Origin of the sequence: Nostoc sp. DedQUE08 (assembly GCF_034530895.1) — a bacterium.
Lineage (GTDB): Bacteria > Cyanobacteriota > Cyanobacteriia > Cyanobacteriales > Nostocaceae > Nostoc.
The window spans coordinates 88,674-111,333 of sequence record NZ_JAVRCD010000024.1 but is presented as its reverse complement, the minus strand read 5'-3'; the positions used below and the strand labels follow the sequence as shown (position 1 = coordinate 111,333).

Annotated in this window: 16 protein-coding genes; 9 read left to right on the top strand and 7 right to left on the bottom strand. The window is 42.9% G+C overall.

What is annotated here, in order from left to right; genetic code table 11:
- Nucleotides 1–234 precede the first annotated feature (234 nt).
- Nucleotides 235–1,674, top strand: coding sequence for a hemolysin family protein (locus RMY64_RS17735; protein ID WP_322700737.1), 1,440 nt, complete (start codon nucleotides 235–237; stop codon nucleotides 1,672–1,674).
- Nucleotides 1,675–1,707: 33 nt separating this feature from the next.
- On the opposite strand, the gene queC is transcribed toward RMY64_RS17735, so the two are convergent.
- Nucleotides 1,708–2,385: a 7-cyano-7-deazaguanine synthase QueC gene (gene queC / locus RMY64_RS17730; protein WP_322673701.1), complete on the bottom strand. Its 678-nt coding sequence runs from the start codon at nucleotides 2,383–2,385 to the stop codon at nucleotides 1,708–1,710.
- Between the two features lie 326 nt (nucleotides 2,386–2,711).
- On the opposite strand from queC, the gene RMY64_RS17725 reads away from it, so the two are divergent.
- From RMY64_RS17725 to RMY64_RS17705, 5 genes are all read left to right on the top strand, one after another.
- A complete protein-coding gene (locus RMY64_RS17725) occupies nucleotides 2,712–3,794 on the top strand; it encodes a Gfo/Idh/MocA family protein (protein ID WP_099102323.1) in 1,083 nt (360 codons plus the stop codon).
- Between the two features lie 465 nt (nucleotides 3,795–4,259).
- The gene (locus tag RMY64_RS17720) at nucleotides 4,260–4,892 is read left to right on the top strand and encodes a DedA family protein (RefSeq protein ID WP_322673702.1); all 633 of its coding nucleotides are present in this window, start codon (nucleotides 4,260–4,262) and stop codon (nucleotides 4,890–4,892) included.
- 239 nt (nucleotides 4,893–5,131) lie between these two features.
- Entirely contained in the window at nucleotides 5,132–6,295 is a 1,164-nt protein-coding gene (locus tag RMY64_RS17715; RefSeq protein ID WP_322673703.1) for a ParM/StbA family protein, read from the top strand.
- Between the two features lie 5 nt (nucleotides 6,296–6,300).
- Complete coding sequence (locus tag RMY64_RS17710) at nucleotides 6,301–6,780, top strand: plasmid segregation centromere-binding protein ParR (RefSeq protein WP_322673704.1); 480 nt, start codon at nucleotides 6,301–6,303, stop codon at nucleotides 6,778–6,780.
- A 922-nt stretch (nucleotides 6,781–7,702) separates the two neighbouring features.
- Nucleotides 7,703–8,710: a chemotaxis protein CheB gene (locus RMY64_RS17705; RefSeq protein ID WP_322700736.1), complete on the top strand. Its 1,008-nt coding sequence runs from the start codon at nucleotides 7,703–7,705 to the stop codon at nucleotides 8,708–8,710.
- 3 nt (nucleotides 8,711–8,713) lie between these two features.
- On the opposite strand, the gene RMY64_RS17700 is transcribed toward RMY64_RS17705, so the two are convergent.
- From RMY64_RS17700 to xseA, 5 genes are all read right to left on the bottom strand, one after another.
- Nucleotides 8,714–12,856 (bottom strand): PAS domain-containing protein, encoded by a 4,143-nt coding sequence (locus RMY64_RS17700; protein ID WP_322700735.1) that lies wholly within the window; start codon nucleotides 12,854–12,856, stop codon nucleotides 8,714–8,716.
- A gap of 1,207 nt (nucleotides 12,857–14,063) precedes the next feature.
- Nucleotides 14,064–14,537: a response regulator gene (locus RMY64_RS17695; protein WP_322685072.1), complete on the bottom strand. Its 474-nt coding sequence runs from the start codon at nucleotides 14,535–14,537 to the stop codon at nucleotides 14,064–14,066.
- Nucleotides 14,534–16,792 (bottom strand): ATP-binding protein, encoded by a 2,259-nt coding sequence (locus tag RMY64_RS17690; RefSeq protein WP_322700734.1) that lies wholly within the window; start codon nucleotides 16,790–16,792, stop codon nucleotides 14,534–14,536. The genes RMY64_RS17695 and RMY64_RS17690 overlap by 4 nt, the downstream gene beginning before the upstream one ends.
- Nucleotides 16,793–17,045: 253 nt before the next feature.
- Nucleotides 17,046–17,273 carry an exodeoxyribonuclease VII small subunit gene (gene xseB, locus RMY64_RS17685; RefSeq protein WP_099102361.1) on the bottom strand — a complete coding sequence of 76 codons (228 nt, stop codon included), beginning with the start codon at nucleotides 17,271–17,273 and terminating at the stop codon, nucleotides 17,046–17,048.
- On the bottom strand, nucleotides 17,266–18,534 hold the full coding sequence (gene xseA / locus RMY64_RS17680) for an exodeoxyribonuclease VII large subunit (RefSeq protein WP_322673709.1): 1,269 nt from the start codon (nucleotides 18,532–18,534) through the stop codon (nucleotides 17,266–17,268). Before xseA ends, xseB begins: the two co-directional genes overlap by 8 nt.
- Before the next feature lie 141 nt (nucleotides 18,535–18,675).
- Here xseA and RMY64_RS17675 point away from each other — a divergent pair, with 141 nt between their 5' ends.
- Together RMY64_RS17675 and RMY64_RS17670 are read left to right on the top strand one after the other, a co-directional pair.
- Nucleotides 18,676–18,909: a hypothetical protein gene (locus tag RMY64_RS17675; protein ID WP_229469801.1), complete on the top strand. Its 234-nt coding sequence runs from the start codon at nucleotides 18,676–18,678 to the stop codon at nucleotides 18,907–18,909.
- Nucleotides 18,902–19,330 carry a type II toxin-antitoxin system VapC family toxin gene (locus tag RMY64_RS17670; protein WP_322673710.1) on the top strand — a complete coding sequence of 143 codons (429 nt, stop codon included), beginning with the start codon at nucleotides 18,902–18,904 and terminating at the stop codon, nucleotides 19,328–19,330. Before RMY64_RS17675 ends, RMY64_RS17670 begins: the two co-directional genes overlap by 8 nt.
- A 75-nt stretch (nucleotides 19,331–19,405) precedes the next feature.
- Here the strand turns inward: RMY64_RS17670 and RMY64_RS17665 are convergent, their stop codons facing one another.
- Entirely contained in the window at nucleotides 19,406–20,959 is a 1,554-nt protein-coding gene (locus tag RMY64_RS17665; RefSeq protein ID WP_322700733.1) for an HNH endonuclease, read from the bottom strand.
- Nucleotides 20,960–21,468: 509 nt separating this feature from the next.
- Here RMY64_RS17665 and recA point away from each other — a divergent pair.
- Complete coding sequence (gene recA / locus RMY64_RS17660; protein WP_292865143.1) at nucleotides 21,469–22,548, top strand: recombinase RecA; 1,080 nt, start codon at nucleotides 21,469–21,471, stop codon at nucleotides 22,546–22,548.
- Nucleotides 22,549–22,660: the final 112 nt, after the last annotated feature.

Below are 22,660 nucleotides of genomic sequence, written 5' to 3'. Positions count from 1 at the left end.
GGACTGGGGACTGGGGACTGGGGACTGGGGACTGGGGACTGGGGACTGGGGACTGGGGACTGGGGACTGGGGACTGGGGACTGGGGACTGGGGACTGGGGACTGGGGACTGGGGACTGGGGACTGGGGACTGGGGACTGGGTAATAGGAAATAAATATTTAGGAATACTTTTTCATTACCTAATACCCAATACCCAATACCCAATACCCAATACCCAGTCCCCAATCCCCCTAAATGGAGGACGTGAGTTTTACACGAGCTTTGGCGGTGAGTGGTTTTCCTAATTTAAGTTTGATAGAAGTGGCGCTGCGGTTGTTATCAGTGTTACTACTGATTGCCATAAATGCCTTTTTTGTAACGGCGGAGTTTTCGATGGTGAGCGTGCGGCGATCGCGTATTCACCAGCTAGTTAAGGCTGGGGATATTCCAGCGATCGCTGTAGAAATGTTACAACGCAGTATTGACCGACTGCTATCTACCACCCAGTTAGGCATTACCCTCTCTAGTTTGGCACTGGGATGGATTGGCGAAAGTACGATTGTTGTGCTGGTGAAGGCCTGGTTGAGATCCTGGCCTTTACCCAGTGGGATGACTACCTTCCTCGCCCATTCCCTATCAATTCCCATCGCCTTTTTCTTAATTGCCTATTTGCAAATTGTGATCGGAGAACTATGTCCCAAATCTTTAGCCATGCTGTACTCAGAACAGCTAGCAAGGTTTTTGGGGCCTTTGGTAAAAGCGATCGTGCGTTTTTTTGGCCCCTTCATCTGGATTCTTAACCAATCAACTCGTTTTTTATTACGGATTTTTGGCATCCAATACACAGGCCAAGGCTGGCGACCGCCTGTAACTCCCGAAGAATTACAACTGATTATCTCTACAGAATGGGGGTCTACTGGTTTACAGCGTGCAGAGCGAGAATTGCTCAATAATGTCTTTGAGTTTGGGGATGTGATGGCGCAAGATGTGATGATCCCGCGCACCAGTATTATCACACTGCCAAAAGATGCTACCTTCCAGACATTACTCAGGGAAATGGCTTCTACTGGTTACTCTCGCTATCCGGTGATTGGTGAATCTTTAGACGATGTTCGCGGTATTGTTTATTTTAAAGATTTGGCACAACCTTTGGCAGTCGGAAACCTCAGTTTAGAGACACAGATCCAACCTTGGATGCGTCCCGTCCGGTTTGTTCCAGAACACACGCCCTTGAGTGAACTTTTGCCCATGATGCAGCAAGAGAAACCCGCTATGGTGATGGTAGTGAATGAATTTGGCTCTACTGTGGGACTAGTGACAATCAAAGATGTGATTGCCGAAATTATTGGCGATCCCAGCGAACCTGAGAGCAATGACGACTTGCTGATTCAGATGTTAGATGAGCATAAATTTTTAGTGCAAGCACAAATCAACCTTGAAGACCTCAATGAAGTTTTGCATCTCAATTTGCCCCTGACCAGAGAATACCAAACACTAGGGGGCTTTTTGCTGTATGAGTTACAGAAAATTCCGGCCAAAGGCGAAATCTTTTGTTATCAAAATCTCGAATTTACCGTGGTATCGATTGTTGGCCCACGCCTGCATCAAATTCAACTGCGACGGTTAGAGGAAGAGGGGCAGAGGGGCAGGGGAGCAGGGGAGCAGGGGAGCAGAGGGGCTGGGGATAATAACTAATGACAAATGACAAATGACCAATGACAAATGCCTCTACTGTGCATACGCCACTGGATCGACAAGTCCCAATTCGGCAAAAGCTGCTAGCCGTAAGCGACAAGAATCACACACACCACAGGCAACATCTCCACCTGTATAGCAAGACCAAGTTAATTCCCAAGGAACTCCCAATTGATTCCCCAGTTGGATGATTTCGGTTTTTTTCAGGTTGATTAGGGGTGCAACAATCTTAATTGGTTGTCCCTCACGCCCTTGTTTGGTTCCCAGGCGAAAAACTTCCTGCATTGCTTGGATATAGTCGGGGCGACAATCAGGATATCCTGAGTAATCGAGGGCATTAACGCCGATATAGACGCGCTCTGCGGCGATCGCTTCGGCATAACCAAGAGCAAAGCTTAAGAATATGGTATTACGAGCCGGAACGTATGTGACAGGAATATTTTGAGACATTTCATCCAGCGATCGCTCTTGGGGTAAATCAATGGCATTATCAGTAAGGGCCGAACCGCCCCATTGTCGTAAGTCAAAGTTAACTACCTGATGTTTTGCGATCGCAGCTTTTTGAGCCACACTAAAGGCTGACTGTAACTCTCGTCGATGTCGCTGCTGGTAATCAAAGGAAATAGCATGACATTCACAGCCATCAGCTTGAGCTTTGTACAGAATTGTGGAAGAGTCCAATCCCCCAGATAACAAAATTACAGCTTTCATCTCGGTTGCAAATTTTGGATTTCAAATAACTGCATCAAACCTTAACAAGACGCCAGAAAGCGATGCCAAGGAGAATTTATACTTAAGCTGTACTGGAACGTTTAAAGTTAATAAAAATACATATATTTTTGGAGAAAGAGCAAACTCGAAATATCTATACAAAAGATATTTAGATTACGGGAACCGATCGCAAACTTTGAAATTCTTCATAAACATAGGCTCTATGTTACCATCTGGATGGTTTTAGACGGATCGTAACCGGCTTTCGAGTATAAACGCCAACGGCCGTAGCGTCTCTAAATTTGGTGGTTGAGGAGAGAATAATAGTGCAAAATAGCATGTCAGTGGCAGAACCGAATCCATATACACAGCGCAACCAGCCACGACCAATCCGCATAGGCGTGATTGGAGTGGGTAACATGGGACAACACCACGCTCGCGTGCTGAGTTCAATGAAAGATGTTGAACTAGTCGGAGTGGCAGATATTAACGTCGAGCGAGGATTAGAAACTGCCAGCAAGTACAAGGTGCGTTTTTTTGAAGATTATTGCGATCTGCTACCCCTTGTGGAAGCAGTTTGTGTAGCTGTTCCCACCCGTCTGCACTATGCCGTGGGCATCAACTGTCTGTTAGCGGGAATTCATGTTTTGATTGAAAAACCGATCGCAGCCAGTATTTCTGAGGCAGAGTCTTTAGTAAATGCCGCAGCTGAGTCTGGATGTATCCTGCAAGTAGGTCATATTGAGCGTTTTAACCCAGCTTTTAAAGAACTGAGCCAAGTTCTAAAAACAGAGGAATTGCTGGCGCTAGAAGCCCACAGAATGAGTCCTTACTCAGATCGGGCAAACGATGTTTCAGTTGTGCTGGATTTAATGATCCATGACATCGACCTACTTTTGGAATTAGCTGCTTCCCCAGTCACAAAATTGACTGCTAGCGGTACTCGCTCCCTAGACTCTGGTTATTTAGATTACGTAACCGCCACCTTGGGGTTTGCCAATGGTATTGTTGCTACTCTGACTGCTAGTAAAGTCACTCACCGCAAAATTCGCCGAATTGTCGCCCATTGCAAAAATTCATTTACTGAGGCAGATTTTCTCAAGAATGAAATTTTGATTCACCGACAAACGGCTGCCAATTCTCTCACCGACCACCGACAAGTACTTTACAGGCAAGACGGTGTAATTGAAAAAGTCTACACCAGCAATATTCAACCCCTAAGTGCAGAATTAGAACATTTTGTCAACTGCGTACACGGTGGCAATCAACCTTCAGTAGGTGGCGAACAAGCTCTTAAAGCCTTGAGACTTGCAAGTTTAATTGAGCAGATGGCGCTGGAAGATCGAGTTTGGAATCCCTTAGACTGGCAATCGGAACCAAGGGTACAATCTTTGACCCCCACAGTCTAGAAGAATAGGAGACAAGGGGGACAAGGGGGACAAGGTGAAATTTTCTCCCTTCTCTCCCGGTGCTACCCCACAGTCTCAACTTCCGCAGAAAACCTAGAATATGTTTTTAAATTTGCCATCAAATCTTTAGATCCTTCCTAGTCCTTTTAAAAAAGCAGGCTAAGGGGGATCTAAAAAATTAGAAAACAAAACCTAGTAGTTCGTTTGATTAATTTTGTGAGGTTTGTAGTGAGCGATAAATCGTTCAATCTCAAAGGTAGAGCTACTTACGAACTTTTATAACTCTCAACATTAATGAAACAGACACCTAGCTTCTACTTGTCTGACTCTATTTTTCAGTTATGATGGCAATTTTTAGTGCAGCCCAATTCCCTTGACTGTAGCAAGCGAGAATAATTACCCTTTAAAAAAGCTAAAGCTGAATTTAGCAACAAGACTAGTCCAGCAATTTCAGGAATTAACTCAATGCTTGAATGGATAACTAATACTATCAACTATTTTGGCTATTGGGGAATCGCCTTACTAATGTTTTTAGAGAACCTTTTTCCCCCCATTCCTTCAGAATTGATTATGCCACTGGCTGGATTTACAGCAAGTCCATATCAACCAGGAGAGGCAAAGCTGAATATTATTGGTGTATTTTTCGCAGGACTTTTGGGTTCTGTATTGGGCGCACTTATTTGGTACTATCCGGGTAAGTTTTTGGGTGAAATCCGTTTGAAAGCTTGGGCTGACAAGTATGGCAAATGGCTGGCTATATCCAGTAAAGATATTACCAAAGCCAAAGAGTGGTTTGACCGACAAGGTAGAACAGCAGTATTAATTGGTCGTCTTGTGCCAGGAATCCGCACCTTAATTTCTGTTCCCGCAGGTATTAGCAATATGCCTTTGCTACCATTTTTGGTTTACACAACATTAGGTAGCGCTGCTTGGGTGGGTTTGTTAACATACTCAGGATACATATTGGGTAGTCAGTATGAACTTGTGGACAAGTACCTTGCTCCTGTATCTAAAATCGTGCTTGGCGGTTTGGTTCTAGCATTTGTTTTCTGGATATTCAAGCGCCAGTTAAGACGCACTAGACGCACTAGAAGATGAAACACGGACGCTTTTGGTTTGAAAGCAGTGAAAGCAGGGGTTACATCTGGCCAAAATTCGCCTACACTATGCCAAATAATACTAGATGTGCGTTGGCAGAGCTTACCAGAGGTATCGCCGGAATTAATTTTTGGCGTATTTCTAGCTACACTTGACGCAACCTAGAATTTCTGGTTGCTCGCATTTTTGTAAGATGAGCATGACAACTTTTTACAGTTAAGTTTGAACTAGGAGCTTTCATGACAGACCAACCTTCCGCCGCTACCCCTATCAATGCTGCTGCTATACCCATGAATAGGCAGCCGTTAGCATCTACTCCTATCAATGCTGTTAATAATAATCCTCCCACTAGCAAGCCAGCCGGTGGTTCTGGGAAAACCATTCTCAGTGTTGATTTAGGCAGAACTTCCACAAAAACTTGTGTGAGTCGCGAACCAGGCAGTGTGGTGTTCGTACCTGCCAACGTCAAGCAGATGTCAATCGAACAAGTACGCGGTGGTGTTTTTGAAGCCAGAGCTACTGACCCCTTAATGGATTTGTGGCTGGAGTATCAAGGAAATGGATATGCTGTTGGTCAACTGGCAGCCGATTTTGGGGCGAATTTAGGAGTCGGACAATCTAAGGTAGAAGCTGCACTGGTAAAAGTTTTAGCAAGTGCTGGCTACTTCAAACTCAGAGACGATATCTCAGTTGTACTTGGTCTGCCTTTTCTTTCCTTAGAGCAATTTGAAAAAGAAAAAGCACAATTGATTAGCCAAGTAGGTGGCCCTCACGTGTTGAACTTCCGAGGCGAATCTGTGTCGCTGAACGTCAGTAAGGTATGGGTCATGCCAGAAGGCTACGGCAGCCTGTTATGGTCTGAAGCTCAACCCAAGAAAAACCCTGGTAGTCCCGATTTTACAAAAATATCGGTGGCGATCGTCGATATTGGTCATCAAACCGTGGATCTTTTGATGGTAGATAACTTCCGTTTTGCCAGAGGTGCTTCTAAGAGCGAAGACTTCGGGATGAATAAGTTTTATGAATTAGTGTCTGCCGAAATCGAGGGAGCAGATAGTCAATCTCTAGCGTTGATTTCCGCTGTCAACAAACCTAGAGGTGAACGCTTTTACCGTCCTAAAGGCGCTAGCAAGCCCACCAACCTAGATGATTTTCTTCCCAACCTCACAGAGATGTTTTCGCGCGAAATCTGTAGCCGTGTGCTAGCCTGGTTGCCAGAACGCGTCACCGATGTGATTCTTACTGGCGGCGGTGGTGAGTTCTTCTGGGACGACGTTCAACGTCTGCTCAAAGAAGCAAAGATTAATGCTCATTTAGCAGCACCTTCCCGTCAGGCGAATGCTTTGGGGCAGTATATTTATGGAGAGGCACAATTATCCTCCAATCGCGCTGCTAGGGCATAAAGCTGATGTTCCAATGGTCAAAAAAGGTAGTTAAATCCGTCACGTTCAACCCAGAGCTTGCTGATGAAAGCTTGTTAGCGCAAGTAGAAAGTTATTTGGAAAAACAACCAGACAAGACTTTCAGCGATCTCTGTAAAGAAGCCTTGTGGCAATCTTTATGTGTACCGGAAACTGTACAACCTGCTCCACAAACAGCAGTAAATACACCGATCGATCAACAAATCGGTGAACTGCAACGTCAAGTGGCTGGACTTGAGGAACGTTTTTTTGCCAAGGGATCTAATCGTTTGGAGGCGATGGAACATCATCTACTGCAACTTTCTCAACAAGTTGCACAACTGGCGCTCATCGTCAACGATCGCTCGTTCATTCCGTCTCCAACCCAATTAGAAGTAGTAAATAATACTTCTTATACTGTTGCTACCCCTCCTCAAGAGGTTGACCCCGTAATCAGTCGCCTTAGTCAGTTTCTCGATGATTTTTAAGGAAAAATCAGGTTTGTGAGCAGTTTTTGCTCATGTTAACAATCCTTAATAGTTAATACTATTAAGGATTATTAATGTTTATATTTTTAGGACTTACGCATCGTACATAAGTACTAAACACAATTTGGGTATTTTAGCCATGTTTTGCATCCAGCGATCGCAAATGTCGGAATAAATCAGGGTTATCTGAAGCCTCTGAAAAGACTAAATACCGTAGTACACGTTTTGGTTGATTTGTATAGTGCGTAAGTCCTAATTTTTTTAGAAATGCGATCGCGTCTATTTAAGCTGATTTTTCACGGTATCTGGAAAACCTCTCTCTAAATCTCTCCCCTAAAAGGAGAGAGACTTTGAATTTTCAACCCTTAGAGCATCGGGAAGGGGGTTAGAGGGTTAGGTTTTTCGTGCGCTTTTCCACATAACGTGAAAAGTCAGCTATTCAAGTTATACAATTTAAAATCACCAATCTCCCCACTAGACAACTAGCCAAAGCCCAAATAATCAAAGCATTTCTGAGTACCCAGTTAGCGCTCTTTTATTATTCTGAAAAAATCAAATATTTATAGGTTGGTTTAACTTTGTTCAACTAAAAAAATCAAGGATTCTTAACTCGACTTTATCCATTTTTATGAAACCCAAAACCTGATACTGAAACCATTGAGGGACGATAGTTTTAGTTTTTGGACTTGACCGGAAATCAGTGACATGGAAAAAGTATTTGCCAAAAAGCCAGGGTTTTTGCCGGATAAGGAAAGCCGAGTTCTTAATTTTGGATAAAGTCGAGCTAAAATCCTATTCCTCAAAAAAGAATATAATCCTCTCAAAGCTAGGTGAGCAAATTCTTTGGCTGCGTTAATGTTAAGACTGGCGGTATATGTGCTTTTGTTGCCCACGCTGCTATACTAGTCAAATTGTTACATTAATGCTTGAACAGAATATTATCGTCGTTGGAACATCAGCAGGTGGAGTTGAGGCGCTGACTTATCTAGTCAAGCATTTGCCGCCCAATCTCAATGCTGCTGTAATTATAGTCCTTCATGTATCCAGTCACAGCAAGAGTTTTCTGCCAGAAATATTAAGTCGTGCTGGCAACTTGCCAGTGTCTCACGCTCAGGACGGCGAAGCTATTGTTCGTGGTTCGATTTATGTCGCTTTGCCTGACTACCATTTACTGGTAGAAAAAGGATATTTGCGTTTGACGCGGGGTGCAAAAGAAAACCGTTGTCGTCCTGCTATCGATCCATTGTTTCGCAGTGCAGCGCGAACTTATGGGCAGCGAGTGATTGCTGTGCTACTAACAGGTCTGCTTGACGACGGCACGGCGGGACTAATGGCTGTAAAAATGCGGCGTGGTGTGGCAATTGTCCAAAATCCTGACGATGCTTTGTATCCTGATATGCCACGTAATGCGATCGAGAACGTAGAGGATATTGACCATATTCTGCCACTTTCAGATATTCCTTCTACTTTAGTAGCTCTAGTTAATAGGCCAATGGAAATACAACCGGAAAACCCAGTACCTAGCGAGATAGAGTTTGAAACTGAAATAGTGCAATTGAATTTGGAAGCAGTAGAAAACGAAAGCAATCGACCTGGTAAACCATCAACCTTTGGCTGTCCTGACTGCGGCGGTATCCTCTGGGAACTCGAAGAGGGAAATTTGTTGCGCTTCCGCTGCCGCACGGGTCATGCTTATTCAGCAGAAACTTTGCTGGCCACGCAGTATGATAAGGTGGAAGATGCACTATGGATCGCTTTGAGGGCATTGGAAGAGAAAGCTTCTTTATCACATCGTATGGCTTCAAGGATGGAGGTTCGCAATCAAACCTTGGCGGCACGATTCAAAGAGGAGGCACTCTCTGCCAAGGAGTCTTCCGCCATTATTCGAGAAGTACTTTTAAAGGTCAATCCAAACACAGGTGTTGATTGAAGGTTAAACCGAATCATTTTCAGGAATGGGATGGTTTTGTTTACTGCGTGCAAGTACTACCACAGCTTGAACTAACTCTTCTGGATCGAGAGGCTTGGTAACGTGCAGTTGATAGCCACTGCTTATCACTAGTTGATAGTCTTCAACTCTAGCATAAGCAGTCAAAGCGATCGCGGGAATTTTTCCCCCTTTTTCGGGAGTTAAAGCGCGGATTTGTTGAATCAGAGAATAGCCATCGACTTCGGGCATTCCAATATCACTGACTAAAACATCGGGTTGAAAGGATTCTAGGTTTGCTAAAACTTCTGTCGCAGAGGCAACAGTCAGGACTTGCGCGCCGTATTCAGCAAGCAATACTGTTATTAGCTCACGAGCATCGGCGTCATCATCAACTGTAAGGATTTTAATTCCCGTGAGTCCGAGTGCGGGTTGTGGCAACTCATCTGTCTGCTTGATTTCTGGTTCAACATTCAGCAGTGGCAATTGGACTCTAAAGGTGGCTCCCAAGCCAACACCTGGACTATCAGCCGTGATGGTGCCGCCGTGCGCCTCAACCAACTGCCGGACGATCGCTAATCCCAATCCCAACCCGCCATACTTGCGAGTAATTGAGACATCTTCTTGACGGAATGATTCAAAAATATACGGGAGAAAATCTGGGTTAATGCCTTTACCAGTGTCACTAACGATAATCTGTACCCGATCGTCAACTCGCTCTAATCTGGTTTCTACCCGTCCGCCTTTGGGAGTAAACTTGATCGCGTTGGAAAGTAAATTCCAAACGATTTGTTGAAGGCGGTTGGAATCTCCAGAGACTTGCCCAATATTCGGCAGTACTGAATGCAACACAATTGATTTGGAAAGGGCTGCTGTATTTACTGTGTCGAGCGCAGATTCAATTACAAATGCCAAATTTACAGGAGCCGCATCGATGCTGAGTTTGCCCCGGAGAATTTTGGCTACATCGAGCAAGTCATCAATCAGTTGAGTTTGTAGTTTGGCGTTGCGTTCGATGGTAGCTAAAGCTTCAGCCGTTTTCGTTTCACTAAATTTGCGAGTTTGCAGCAGTTTTGTCCAGCCGAGAATCGGGTTGAGAGGCGATCGCAATTCATGGGAGAGAATCGCCAGAAACTCATCTTTGATTCGATTGGCGCGTTCGGCTTCGGCTCTGGCTGCTTGTTCTAGTTGAAATAGGCGATCGCGTTCGATTTCAGCTTGTTTGCGAGCGGTGATATCCCGGACGTTGCCTACCATCCGGATTGCATTGCCCGCAACATCATAGAAAACCTGACCTCTAGCCGCTAACCAGCGAATGCCATCAGGATGTATAATGCGGAAATCATCTTCATAGTGTTCTTGCTGTTGCTGGATGGTGTTAGTCACCGTTTCATTGGCTGAGGTGCGATCGTCTGGGTGCAAACGACTTAACCACAGCTCATAGGTGATTTCCTTTGTGCTTGGATCGAGTCCAAACAGATTAATATACTCTTCAGATACATGAGCTCTGTTGCGAATAATGTCCCAGTCCCATAATCCCGATTGCGTAGCTTTGTACGCCAATTTCAACCGGGCTTCGCTCTCCTGCAACAGGAGTTCTATCTTTTTGCGATCGGTAATGTCTCGTGAAATCAACAAGATTCGTTCCAGCTGCCCAGAGGCATCCAAGATCGGGCTAACGACCACTTCCCACCATTTCGGAGTGCCTTTTGCAGTTGGGCAGTATCCGCGAAAAATGCTGACTTCGCCTGTTTTAGTGGCAGCGAGTGCCTCCTCTGCCTGTTGCCGATAACTACCTTCCCAGAAACAGAGCCATTCAGTATTCAGATAGGAATTTAAGTCATCAATTTCCATCAAATACAGTCCACCTGTATTCATGTACAGCAGCCGCCCATCGAGGCTTAATACCTTGATGCAGTCAGTACTGCTTTCTAAAATGCGGTTCTTAAATTCTTCACTCTGGCGCAAAGCAAGCTCTGCCTGTTTGCGATCTGTGACATCATGATGGATGCCTGCCATTCGCAGGGGATTGCCTTGTCGATCGCGCAAAACCACTTTTCCGTGGTTGGCAATCCATTTCCACTCCCCAGACTTGGTTAAGATCCGATATTCAAATTTGTAAGACACCGAATCGTCTTGAAGATGGGCATTCAACCGTTCCATCACCCAAACTTTATCGTCAGGATGAATTAGTCGCTGCCAACTGCTAAAGTCATCCGGTAACTCTCCTTTTTCATATCCGAGCATTTCCAGCCATCTGGAACTTAAATAATCTTCATTAGTAATAATGTTCCAATCCCATAGACCGCCACCAGAACCTTCCAGTGCCATTTGCAGGCGTTCTTCACTGTTTCGCAAAGCTTGCTCTGCCTGTTTGCGATCGCTGATGTCTTCGGCAATCCCGGCAAACCGATAAATCTCTCCTGTTTCATCTCGCAGGGGAAAGCAGCGATCGTGAACCCAGCGAATATTACCATTGGGTAAAATAATCCGATATTCCCGATCAAATTTCCCGGCGACAGCATTTTCATGAAACGCTCTGTCTGTAGATTCTCGATCCTCTGGATGGATGCGATCGATCCATATTTGTTGTCCTTGATACAATTCTTGTGGGTTTAATCCCCACAGTCGTTTATATGCAGGACTAACATAGCTGATTCGATTTTCCGACACTTCTTTGATCCAGAACACCGCATCAATATTTTCTGCAAGCTGCCGAAAACGTTCCTCACTCTCGCGCAGAGTTTCGGCTGACTGTTTGCGTTCGGTGATATCTAAATCGATACCGGCCATCTGAATTGGTTGCCCCTGTTGGTCGTAGAGCACCTTACCCTGGCTTAATGCCCAGCGAATTTTACCGTTGGGATACACTACCCGAAATTCAATGTCATAGTCTTCTCCGGTGGCGACAGCAAGCTCGACGGCTGTCAGCACGCGATCGCGATCTTGAGGGTGGACTCGCGCGGCAAACATCTCGAATGAACCGTCAAATTCTGCTGGTTCCAGTCCAAACAAGGCTTCCAGGTTATCCGACCAGGAAATTTTTCCCGTTTGGATGTTCCAGTTCCACGTTCCCATCCGCGAAGCTGATAGTGCCAATCGCAGCTGTTCTTCACTCTCCCGTAATTCTGCTTCTACCCGTCTGCGCTCGGTCAGTTCATTTTGTGCCTGCTGATAGAGTTCCGCTTGGCGAATTGCAATGCCAACTTGAATCGCCAGTTCTTTGAGCAAGTCGATCTCTAAGGGTTGCCACTTTCGAGGATTTGCACAGTTATGAGCAATTAGCAACCCCCAAAAGTGGTCATCGTAAATAATCGGCACGACCAGATTAGCTTTCACTTGAAACTGAGCCAACAATTCAACGTGGCAGGGATCGATACTGCTATGCTGAATATCAAATATTGCCGTTACGTAACCCTGACGATAGCGTTGGATATAATTCTCGACAAAGACGGTATCGTAGCTGACAGTTTCCAATGGATTCCATGCAAGGTAGTTCTTTGCGAGGCAGGGATCGTACATAGTAGAGTCAAGCAGCGATCGCCACTTTTCCCCAACCGATTCTGCTACTACTGTCCCATTACCATCAGGTTTTAACTGAAAAACCAAGACGCGATCGGTGTGCAGAAATTCTCGCACTTCGGCTACAGTTGTCTGAAGAATTTCATCCAGATTTAGCGATTGGTGAATTTTCTGGGTAATATGTGAGACTACGCGCTCTCGTTCAATCCGCTGTTGTAGTTGGGTGCGTAGCTGCACTGTTTCAATTGCCCCATTGACCGCTATTTGCAGCCCTTCTGGGGTAATTTGCTCTTTGACAAGATAATCTTGTGCGCCCGCTTTGATCGCCTTAACTGCGATCGCCTCATTGCCCTGTCCAGTGACGACAATCACGGGTAGGCAAGGCTGTTGGCTCGACGAGGGTTGCAATTGTGCCAGAAATTCCAGTCCGTCTAGGTCGGGCAATCGATAATCAAGCAATACTACATCGGGCTGATGTTGCTGCCAAAGTTCTAGCCCCTGTTGTCCCAGCGTTGCTTCTAGGATAGTGTAAGAATATTCGCGATCGCGCAGTAAATACCGCCGATAGAGTTCTCGATCTTCTGGGGAATCATCGACAATTAAGAGAGCGCGCTGTTGCTGAGACATTGTGAATTAATTAATCAAGTAGATGTTAACCCACATTCAGCAGGTTGGCATAGAAAATTGACATTTTTCAAAAAATGCTAAAACCCTGATTATACCAGGATTTTAACATATTTTATAGATTTATTGATTCGCTCTTTACATCTGCTTTGCGTTCACTTATTTGATAGTTTTAATGTATAAATTAGTTATTAACTTACTTATAAAATTTATATCACTTTTGCCACAGAATAATCTATAAATATTCATTCAATAATACAAATTTTCTATGAAGATCGTAATAGCAATCCTAAATCATTTGGGAGAAATAAAATCGCTGTAAAGCTTATAATTAGGAAATTTTAATCTTCTAATATTCTCGTGTTTAAATTCGGTTGCTATATCTGATTCATTAGGGATTTCTAAATAAAAAAATTTCCCAAAACTGACGAAACAACCCTCTTTATTTCTCCTTTTTCTGTGTTCTCTGTGTCTGGAGTGGTAGCCTGCGGCTTCGCCTTTGGCGTTCTCGTAGAGTAGCCGCAACTCTTGGAGACGCTCTTGCTAGCTTGCTTCTTTGTAGGAGTATGCGTCTACGTTTATTTGGATAATTTATTTCTTGGAAGTCCCTTAGTTATTATTGTCGGACTGCATCTATGTAAAAGTCTTAAAACCCTCTTTCTCTCAGTTCCCTAAACTTTGCAATCTGAATAATAAATTTTTTACTCAGCATAATATTAGACCAATGGCAGGACATATATAAACTGAATGCGATCGCCATTATCACAATTGCAAATATACTCAATAAGTAATATATATAGGAATCCGGTTTGATTCGGAGAATTTACTTGCGTGGGCAGGGAACAGGGAATAGGGAATAGGAAAGAAAGGATACCGTGCTGAGTCTTGTTCAAAAATAAAATAGGAGTCCTATATAAGATATAATCCACATTCTGAGGTGCGATCGCAAAATGCTGTATTTTTGAATGCAACCCTTATGGGACAGTAGTTTTACTTTTTAACTTCATCGATAATCTGTAATCTGGAAAAACTATTTGCTCAAAAGCTAGGGTTTTTGCCGGATACAGAAAACCGAGTTCTTAATCGTGGATAAAGTCGAGCTAAAATGCTATGGGAATAATCTTGGTCACGCAGTAAATACCGCAAATACAGTTCTCAATCTTTTGGCAATCATCAACAATTAAGACAATGCGCGATCTCTGACTTAGGACTAATCCTTGGGATAATCAGGCAGCGTCGTCACTTCAAACCAATATTCCACAAGCATCTGAATATCTCTTTTCAGTTGAGCAAAATTGATTGGTTTAACGATGTAGCTGTTGACACCATATTGATAACATACTTCAATATCTTTGGGATTATTAGAGGTAGTAAACACCACCACTGGAATCATCTTCAAGTTATCATCATGTTTAATCCGGCGTAACACTTCTCGTCCATCGGTTCCGGGTAGGTTCAAGTCAAGCATAATCAAGCCGGGTCGGGGCGCACTTTTGCGCTCCACATAGCTACCAGTGCGATAAAGAAACGCCAAGGCTTGTTCTCCATTCACACACCTCTGAATAGCGATCGCAATGGTAGAACGCCCTAGAAATCTTTGTAGTGTCTCAAAGTCTTCATTGCTATCCTCGACAATTAAAAGTAGTGGTTTTTCCGGGATCGGGGAGGCTGAAATTTGAGTCATGTATTTGCCTCCGCCGACAGGGTAAAGTAAAACGTACTACCAACAGTTGGTGTAGATTCCACCCAAATTCTACCACCATGACGTTCCACAATTTTGCGGGCAATGGTTAACCCTACACCAGTCCCACCGCCAAAGTCATCCCTTCCGTGTAAGCGGCGGAAGATTTGAAAGATTTTATCGAGATGTTCTTGGGGGATGCCAATACCGTTATCACGAACGTAGAAAGTTAGAGAAGTAGAAGCAATTTTGCTTTCCCCATTTTCTTCAATAAAACCTATTTCGACCCATTTCTCAGGTTTATCATTGTACTTAATGGCGTTGCTAATCAGGTTGCTGAATAGTTCATTAATTTGAGCGCGATCGCCTTGAACGCTCTTCAGGGGTTGAGGAATGCGAAACTCAACTTCGCTCTGCGGTCGGGAAATGGTCAAAATGGCGATTACCTGGGGCACTAACTCATGCAGATTCACTGATTGCCTGACCAGTTCGGCGCGTCCCAACCGCGAGAAATGGAGGAGAGAATTGATCAGGTCTTCCATTCGCTGCGTCAGCCGCACCAAAGTTTGCAGTTTGGCAATTCCATCATTATCTAGTACATCTGCATAATCTTCCATTAAGAAGTTAGCGTAGTTGTGAATGCCCCGCAGTGGTTCTTTGAGGTCATGGGAAGCAACGTAGGCAAAAGAATCAAGTTCTTCGTTACTCCGTTGTAACTCAAAATTCATCGATGCCAGTTTGTCTGCCTGCTGTAACACAACGCCCACAATCAGACTTCGCAGTTCAGTAACCACCTCAATTTCACAGGGTTTCCAGGGTAGGGCAGCTCCTTGCACCGTTTCTTGCCATAATTCAAAGGATTTGCGAGGAGACATTCTTAAACTGCCATCTGAGAAAACTTCCACAGGCTTGTTGGGGTTGCCGCCCCAATTCACCGTTTGAATCACCTCTGGACGAAACCAGAGAATATAATTGTGGTGAACTTTGGAAATTTCCAGAGCTAACACGCCACTAGCGATCGCTTTAAAGAAGGAGGCGGCAGGGTAATTTTTCGTCAGCGATCGCGTCTCAAACAAGTTATGATGCAGTTGAGGTTTAATCCAATCAAGTAAGGCGTGAACCTCTGACTGCGATGGCGTTTTACCCACTGGAATATACTGATCGCCATTACATATCACCGCTCCTGTGGCGCCGATCAGATTGAGTAATTGAGATTTCATTTGCACCATACCATCCAGGAAATACTCAGCCTGAGACAAGCCTTCGACAAATTGAGTTTGTAATGACTTTAATTGACTTTTGTAATCAATATCTTCACTTGCTTCTTTATTTGCCAGTTCCACAGACATCACCTGTCCAATGAACTCACAGATGGTGCGGATATTGTAAGAAATATATTTGGGTGACGAATGGTGACAGGCAATCAATCCCCAAAGCTTTTGCTCGTGCATCAGAGAAATAGACATAGAGGCAGTCACACCCATATTTTGCAGGTACTCTAGATGAATTGGAGAAACACTCCGCAACACCGAGAGACTGAGATCCAACGGTTGATTTGTTAAAGGATTGTTCGCTGGAATTAAGGTGACAGGCTGGTAGCTAGCATCTGGAATTAGCCGCAGCCAATTTAAGGTGTATAGCTGTCGGGCTTGCTTGGGAATGTCAGAGGGCGGATAGTGTAAATCCAAATAGGGCATTTCCTGATTGGTATCTTCAGCGATGACCCTGCCTGCTCCTTCGCGATCGAATCGATAGACCATAACGCGATCGAAGCCAGTGATTCGCCGAACTTCTGTCACCACAATCTGGCACATTTCTAGCAACGTTGGTGCTTTTTGAATGCGGGTAATGGTTCCTCTTACCTGTTGATAAAAGTCAAAAAAGCCTAGTTTTTCCTTCGCTTTTTTCAGCTCTAATTCCAAAATAATAATAGTATTTAAACGATGGACAATACCATCAAAAGGAATTGATTTATTTTGATGTTTGATAATTATATTTAGGGGATTAACGCTCTCAAAATCCTCTGCCAGACATTGTTGAATTAGTTTAATCTGCTTGACATTGAGTAAATCTGATAGCGACTTGCCCAGCAATTCATCAGGTTGACGACCAATAACTTGCTGAGTATTACTGCTCACCTGAACGATTTCCAGCGTGGGATCTTGCAAAACCAGTAAAACCCCGTGAGGCTGGATCAAACTGGGAATGTGGATCGGTTCGCGATCGCAGTTTGTCAAATCAATGATTTCATCAGTCATTCTCTGTTTATCCAACTCCTCATTAGAATTCTGGCTTCAAGGAGGCAGAAACTCTTTATATCTCAATACGGTTCAGTTAAGGGCTAGTGGCAACAATTTTTGGTTTTCGAGACGCGATAAATCGCCGTCTCTACAAGTGTTTTGGGCTTATCTGAACTGTATTGCTTTATATTTGAGATTTTGAGTCCTGACTTAAAAAGCAAACTTCTATATTCACACTACTAGCCTAGACTCAAACTGGAGTCTCCGGCATCTACTCTTGGCTTAATGTTTCAATCAACAAATCTACCTGCTGTTGTCGCTGCTGCAAAAAACCTTCGCACTGACGCAAATACTCCACAGCAGTTGCAAATTGGTCAAACACAGCTTCCAATTCCAACTCACCCGCCTCAATGCGAGTAATAATTCCCTCTATTTCAGCAACCTTCGCCTCATAATTCCAACCTTCCTCAGAACTAGAAGCACCCTTACGTTTAACCATTAATCTCTCTGCGTCCTCTGCGCCTCTGCGGTTCGTTCACTTCCATAACCTTCACTTTAACCTCACCTTGCCCCAATTGAATCATTAACTCTTGCCCCACAGCCAACTCTGCTGCCGAACGAGCGATCGCTCCATCTTCCCTTCTCACCACCGCATAACCACGCTGTAACACCGCTTTCGGGTCAAGACTAGCCAATTTCTGCCGCAATAATTCTAGATGCTGCGTTGCTTGCTGCGATCGCCCCGTGGTAATTTGCACCAAATGCTGACGCTTCCAAGCTAGCTTGTCCACCTCCTGCTGCACTTGCCGATCTAACCGCAAACGTCGCAAACGATTCCGCAATACTTGCAGTTTATTCTCAGCATTTTCTTTAAAGTCATGCACCGCCTCATGTAAAGCGACAACTCGCCCCCGATGCTCAGTATATAACTCTGAAAGTGATGGTACAACCATTTCCGCTGCCGCAGTGGGTGTATGCACACATACATCTGCAACTAAATCTGCTAAAGATTCATCTCGTTGATGGCCGATCCCAGTAATTACCGGAATAGAACAACTAGCAAGCGATCGCACCACTCGTTCATCATTAAAGCAAGCTAATTCTTCCACCGCGCCACCACCCCGCGATAAAATTAGCACTTCGGCGCGCCCATCTCTTTCCACCCGCTCAATTGCCTTGACGATAGATTCTGGTGCTTGGTCGCCTTGTACGGTCGCGGGAGAAAATAAAACGTGTAAACCTGGATACCTTTGCTTCAAGGTTTTTTGAATATCACCCCAAGCAGCAGCCGTTGGTGAAGTGACAACAGCGATCGTTTGGGGGTGGGTTGGGAGCGATCGCTTTCTTTGCGCGTCGAATAATCCCTCAGCCAGCAAGCGATTTTTGAGTTGTTGATAGCGCAGTGCCTGTAAACCAACACCAACAGGTAGAGTTTGCCAAACTGATAACTGATACTCTCCCCGTTGCGGATAGACGCGAATACTGCCCAAAATGATTATCTGTTCGCCAGGAATAGGCATTTGGGCGAGTTTTGGCAATTGGCTATTCCATACTACACACTTAATTCCGGCAGTGCGATCGGGATCTTGCAGCGTAAAAAACAACCCACTGCGATGGTTGTTAGCACTGGAAACTTCGCCAGTTACCCAAACTTGCCGCAATTGTTCATCTTGCTCTAACAGCAAACGGATATAGTCAGTTAATCCAGAAACTGAAAGCGCTGTATCAAGAATCAGAGAGTCGGGAAAGTCGAGAGTCATCAAAGATATACGAAAGCAAAAGCCTAATCAAATCTTAGCAAATAACGTTAATTGATAGCTATTTTGTTGAATAACCAAACTGAAAATATCCAAAAAACCTATTAGACTTAAATTAATCACTAAACAGAGTTTAAAACCATAATGGAAAAAATAGAACTTGAACTAGACAGACTCACCTTTGAACGAGCAAAAACTCTGGCAATAGTCAATCAATCAACTCTATCAGAATTGATTAGTCATGTAATTGAACGTTTAGCAGAAGTCCAGGAGAAAAACGATCCTTTAATGGGATTATATGCTGATGTTCCAGAAATTGTTGATGAAATTGTTGCTGAGGCGATGGAAAAAAGAGGATATACTGGAACAGATGAATGAAGTAGAAAAATCCCTACTTGATACGGATATTCTTTCAGAAATTATTAAACGAGTAAATCCTCGTATTATTTTCAAAGCCAATAGTTACTTAAGCCAATTTAATAAATATACAATTTCTGCAATTACGGTCATGGAAATTGTAGAAGGTTGGCAAAAACGTAAGCAAGAAAAACGTCTTCAGCAATTTTTAACTATACTGGCTTCACAGGAAATATTATCCTTTGACTTGACAGAAGCTGTATTAGCAGGGAAAATTTACGCTGATTTAGAGACAACCGGAAAAAGAATTGGTTATCCCGATTGTATGATTGCTGCAATTGCCATCAGTCATAATCTAACTTTAGTTACGGGTAATTTATTTCATTATCAAAGAATTCAAGATTTAAATTATTCACTAAGACTAGATAACTGGCGTTTATAGTAACAATGGTGATGGATGAAGTGGTATCAAGTTTCGCCATTAGCTAAATTATCTAATGCAGATGTATTTTATAACTTAATTTTTATACCCTGTATTACAGTATGGATGGGTTATCTGTCCGTTATCTACACTTGCCAATCCGCCATCTTCTTTACGCTGGATATGATCAATCGAAATTGAGTTTCTATGGATAAGACCCTGACAAATTTTGCATTTTTGTGCATTTTGTAATGCATCTTTTATATAAATCTCACTTTTTTTATTTGTATTAAAGTCTTGTGTAGATGAATGAGTTTCTTGATTTATTGTACGAATAGTCAAGTACTGAAAATCATTGCTAGATATAATTTCATTTAGAATCTTATGAATTGCTTTTTCGGTTTGTAAATTAGTTACAAGTTTTTGAAATAATTTTGATACATCTTTGTAGCTTTTTTGAACAGACCTATATTTTAAATAAATTTGCTGAATCAAATAATCATATTTTATGAGGCATTCTTCAAACTGTTCTCGTACTTTAATGAAGTCATTGATTTTTTGTCTTTTATCAAGTTCCATTACAAAATCAACTACAGCGAGTAAGGATACTGTTCTATGCCGTCCCTCTTTTGAGTAAAAGTATATAACTGGATGTAACCCCAAAGATGAGGAATGATTACTATTTAGTCTATATACAATCTTTCTGGTCTTCTTTAAAATCTGTATTGTTGCTTCACCAGTTAAGTCATCGTTAATTCCCTTATTATTAAAATCAAGATTGTTAACAACATTAATAAAATCTAAAATTAGTGGTAATGTTTGTGATGAATATAGTTTTCCTCCAACTGGTATGTCCAGAGTTTTTATAGGGGTCTTTAACTTAGGCGCAAAAAGTATTTCATTAATCTCTTTAGCTATTTCTTGTATTTGATGTTGTGTTTCATTTGAAAAAGATGACCAATATTTATGCCCTTTGCCGCTTCTAATAATTGCACGCGCTGCAATACTGTTAGGCTTTCTCCTAGATTCAAGGAGTTTTAGCTCAGTTTTATCTATTGGTGCAGCTTGTTGATTAATTTTGAAGAATGAACTTTCTGCTTTAGTTGCATCACCTTCAACCCATTGAAGTTGAATTGCCAAGGCTGCCAGATTTTTAGCATATTTGACAACTTCGGGTTTAAATTTATCAGGATATGTGGAAGCCAACTTAAAATCATCATACGAACCGACTGTTTTGTTTACTAATTTTCGTGTTTCTTGAGCAATTTCTAGTTGTTCATCAGAAATTACCCCATCATAAAAGAGTTTTGAAACTTTACCATCACCATAATCATCATTTACCCAAGCAGATAAAGCACTTAATCTATGGCTACCATCAATTACAAACAAGTAGCCGCCTGTACTTCGCCATAAAATTATTGCTGGTATTAAATCGCCCTCAATAAAACTTTTGATAAATTCAGAAATTCGATTTTTGTCCCATTCATTAGTTTCTCTTTGAAAATCAGGTTTTCTGATGTTTGAAAAGAAGAATGAGTCTATTTTAAGGTCTTCAATAGAAATTGTTTCTTTTTTCTTACCTAGATTAATATTTTCTTCCACATCAAAATCCTCTCGTGGAATCAGAGCATCTAGATTAACTTTAGCCATGATGGATGTTTTCCCCTGTATTGGTACAATTATACGTCAAGCTCATAAGCAGCAAGTACGACTGAACATCATAGCCTCTCAAAGCTGAAAGTCACTTCAAGCATTGAAAATCCCTTTACTACTACCCTAAAAGCTTTCTATATCTAACCCCGACCCGATAAAGCTGCTATCGATGATATGCTAATTGGCATGGTGATCGCTCCTAATTTAGCAACCTTCGCAAAAGCTCACGAGTACGGTTCTACTGACAGGGTTGTTTAGGTAATTTATTTTTTCTTTGAAAACCCTTGCTTACCCAGCCAAAAAAAGCTATCTCTGAATGCAAGTTGGTATCATTGTGCAAAACTACCCTAATCTGGTAGCGATCGAGTTACGATCTTGTCACACCCCTTTTTTGATTTGAGAAGTCCTATTCCAGAATTTTCTGGTTAAAATAGTATATCTGTTCTACTCAAACTCCGACACCAACACTCCTTAAAACCATATATTAAGAGGCATTAGAGGCAGGAATGGCTATCAACACCGATACTTCTGGCAAGCAAAAAGCACTGACTATGGTGCTCAACCAGATTGAGCGCAGCTTTGGTAAAGGAGCAATCATGCGCTTGGGCGATGCTACCCGGATGCGGGTGGAAACGATTTCCAGTGGAGCGCTTACCCTAGATTTAGCATTGGGTGGTGGTTTACCCAAGGGGCGGGTAATTGAAATTTATGGGCCAGAAAGTTCTGGTAAAACTACAGTAGCGCTACACGCGCTCGCCGAAGTGCAAAGAAATGGCGGTATTGCTGCCTTTGTTGATGCTGAACACGCCCTAGACCCTACTTATGCTGCGGCATTGGGTGTAGATATTGACAATTTGTTGATTTCCCAACCTGACACTGGCGAATCAGCTTTAGAAATTGTCGATCAACTTGTTCGCTCTGCTGCGGTTGATATTGTAGTTATAGACTCAGTAGCAGCATTGGTTCCCCGTGCTGAAATTGAAGGCGATATGGGTGATGCTCACGTTGGCCTGCAAGCGCGGTTAATGAGCCAAGCCCTACGTAAGATTACTGGAAACATTGGTAAATCTGGTTGTACAGTAATTTTCATCAACCAGTTGCGACAAAAAATTGGTGTTACCTACGGTAGCCCAGAAACCACAACTGGTGGTAACGCATTGAAGTTTTACGCTTCGGTGCGCTTGGACATTCGCCGAATTCAAACCTTGAAAAAAGGTACAGATGAATTTGGTAATCGTGTAAAAGTCAAAGTCGCCAAAAATAAAGTAGCGCCGCCTTTTAGAATAGCGGAATTTGACATTATTTTTGGTAAAGGTATTTCTACCTTGGGTTGTCTTGTTGACTTAGCAGAAGAAACTGGCATTATTGTCCGCAAAGGAGCTTGGTATAGTTACAACGGCGATAATATCTCCCAAGGACGAGATAACGCCATTAAGTATCTAGAAGAAAAGCCTGAATTTGCTGAAGAAATCAAGAAACTAGTGCGTGAAAAGCTAGATAAAGGCGCTGTTGTTTCTGCTAACTCTGTCGCTAAAGCTAGTGACGAAGATGAAGAGGAAGAAGTCGATTTAGAGCCAGAAGAATAAGGAATGTGGATTTATTAATCTGCAATTGCTAATAGATGGTGCGTTACAAAGACAGCTAACGCACCTTATTTTTTCAAAAATCGAGATTTGGATATTGTTAAATACAAGCTTA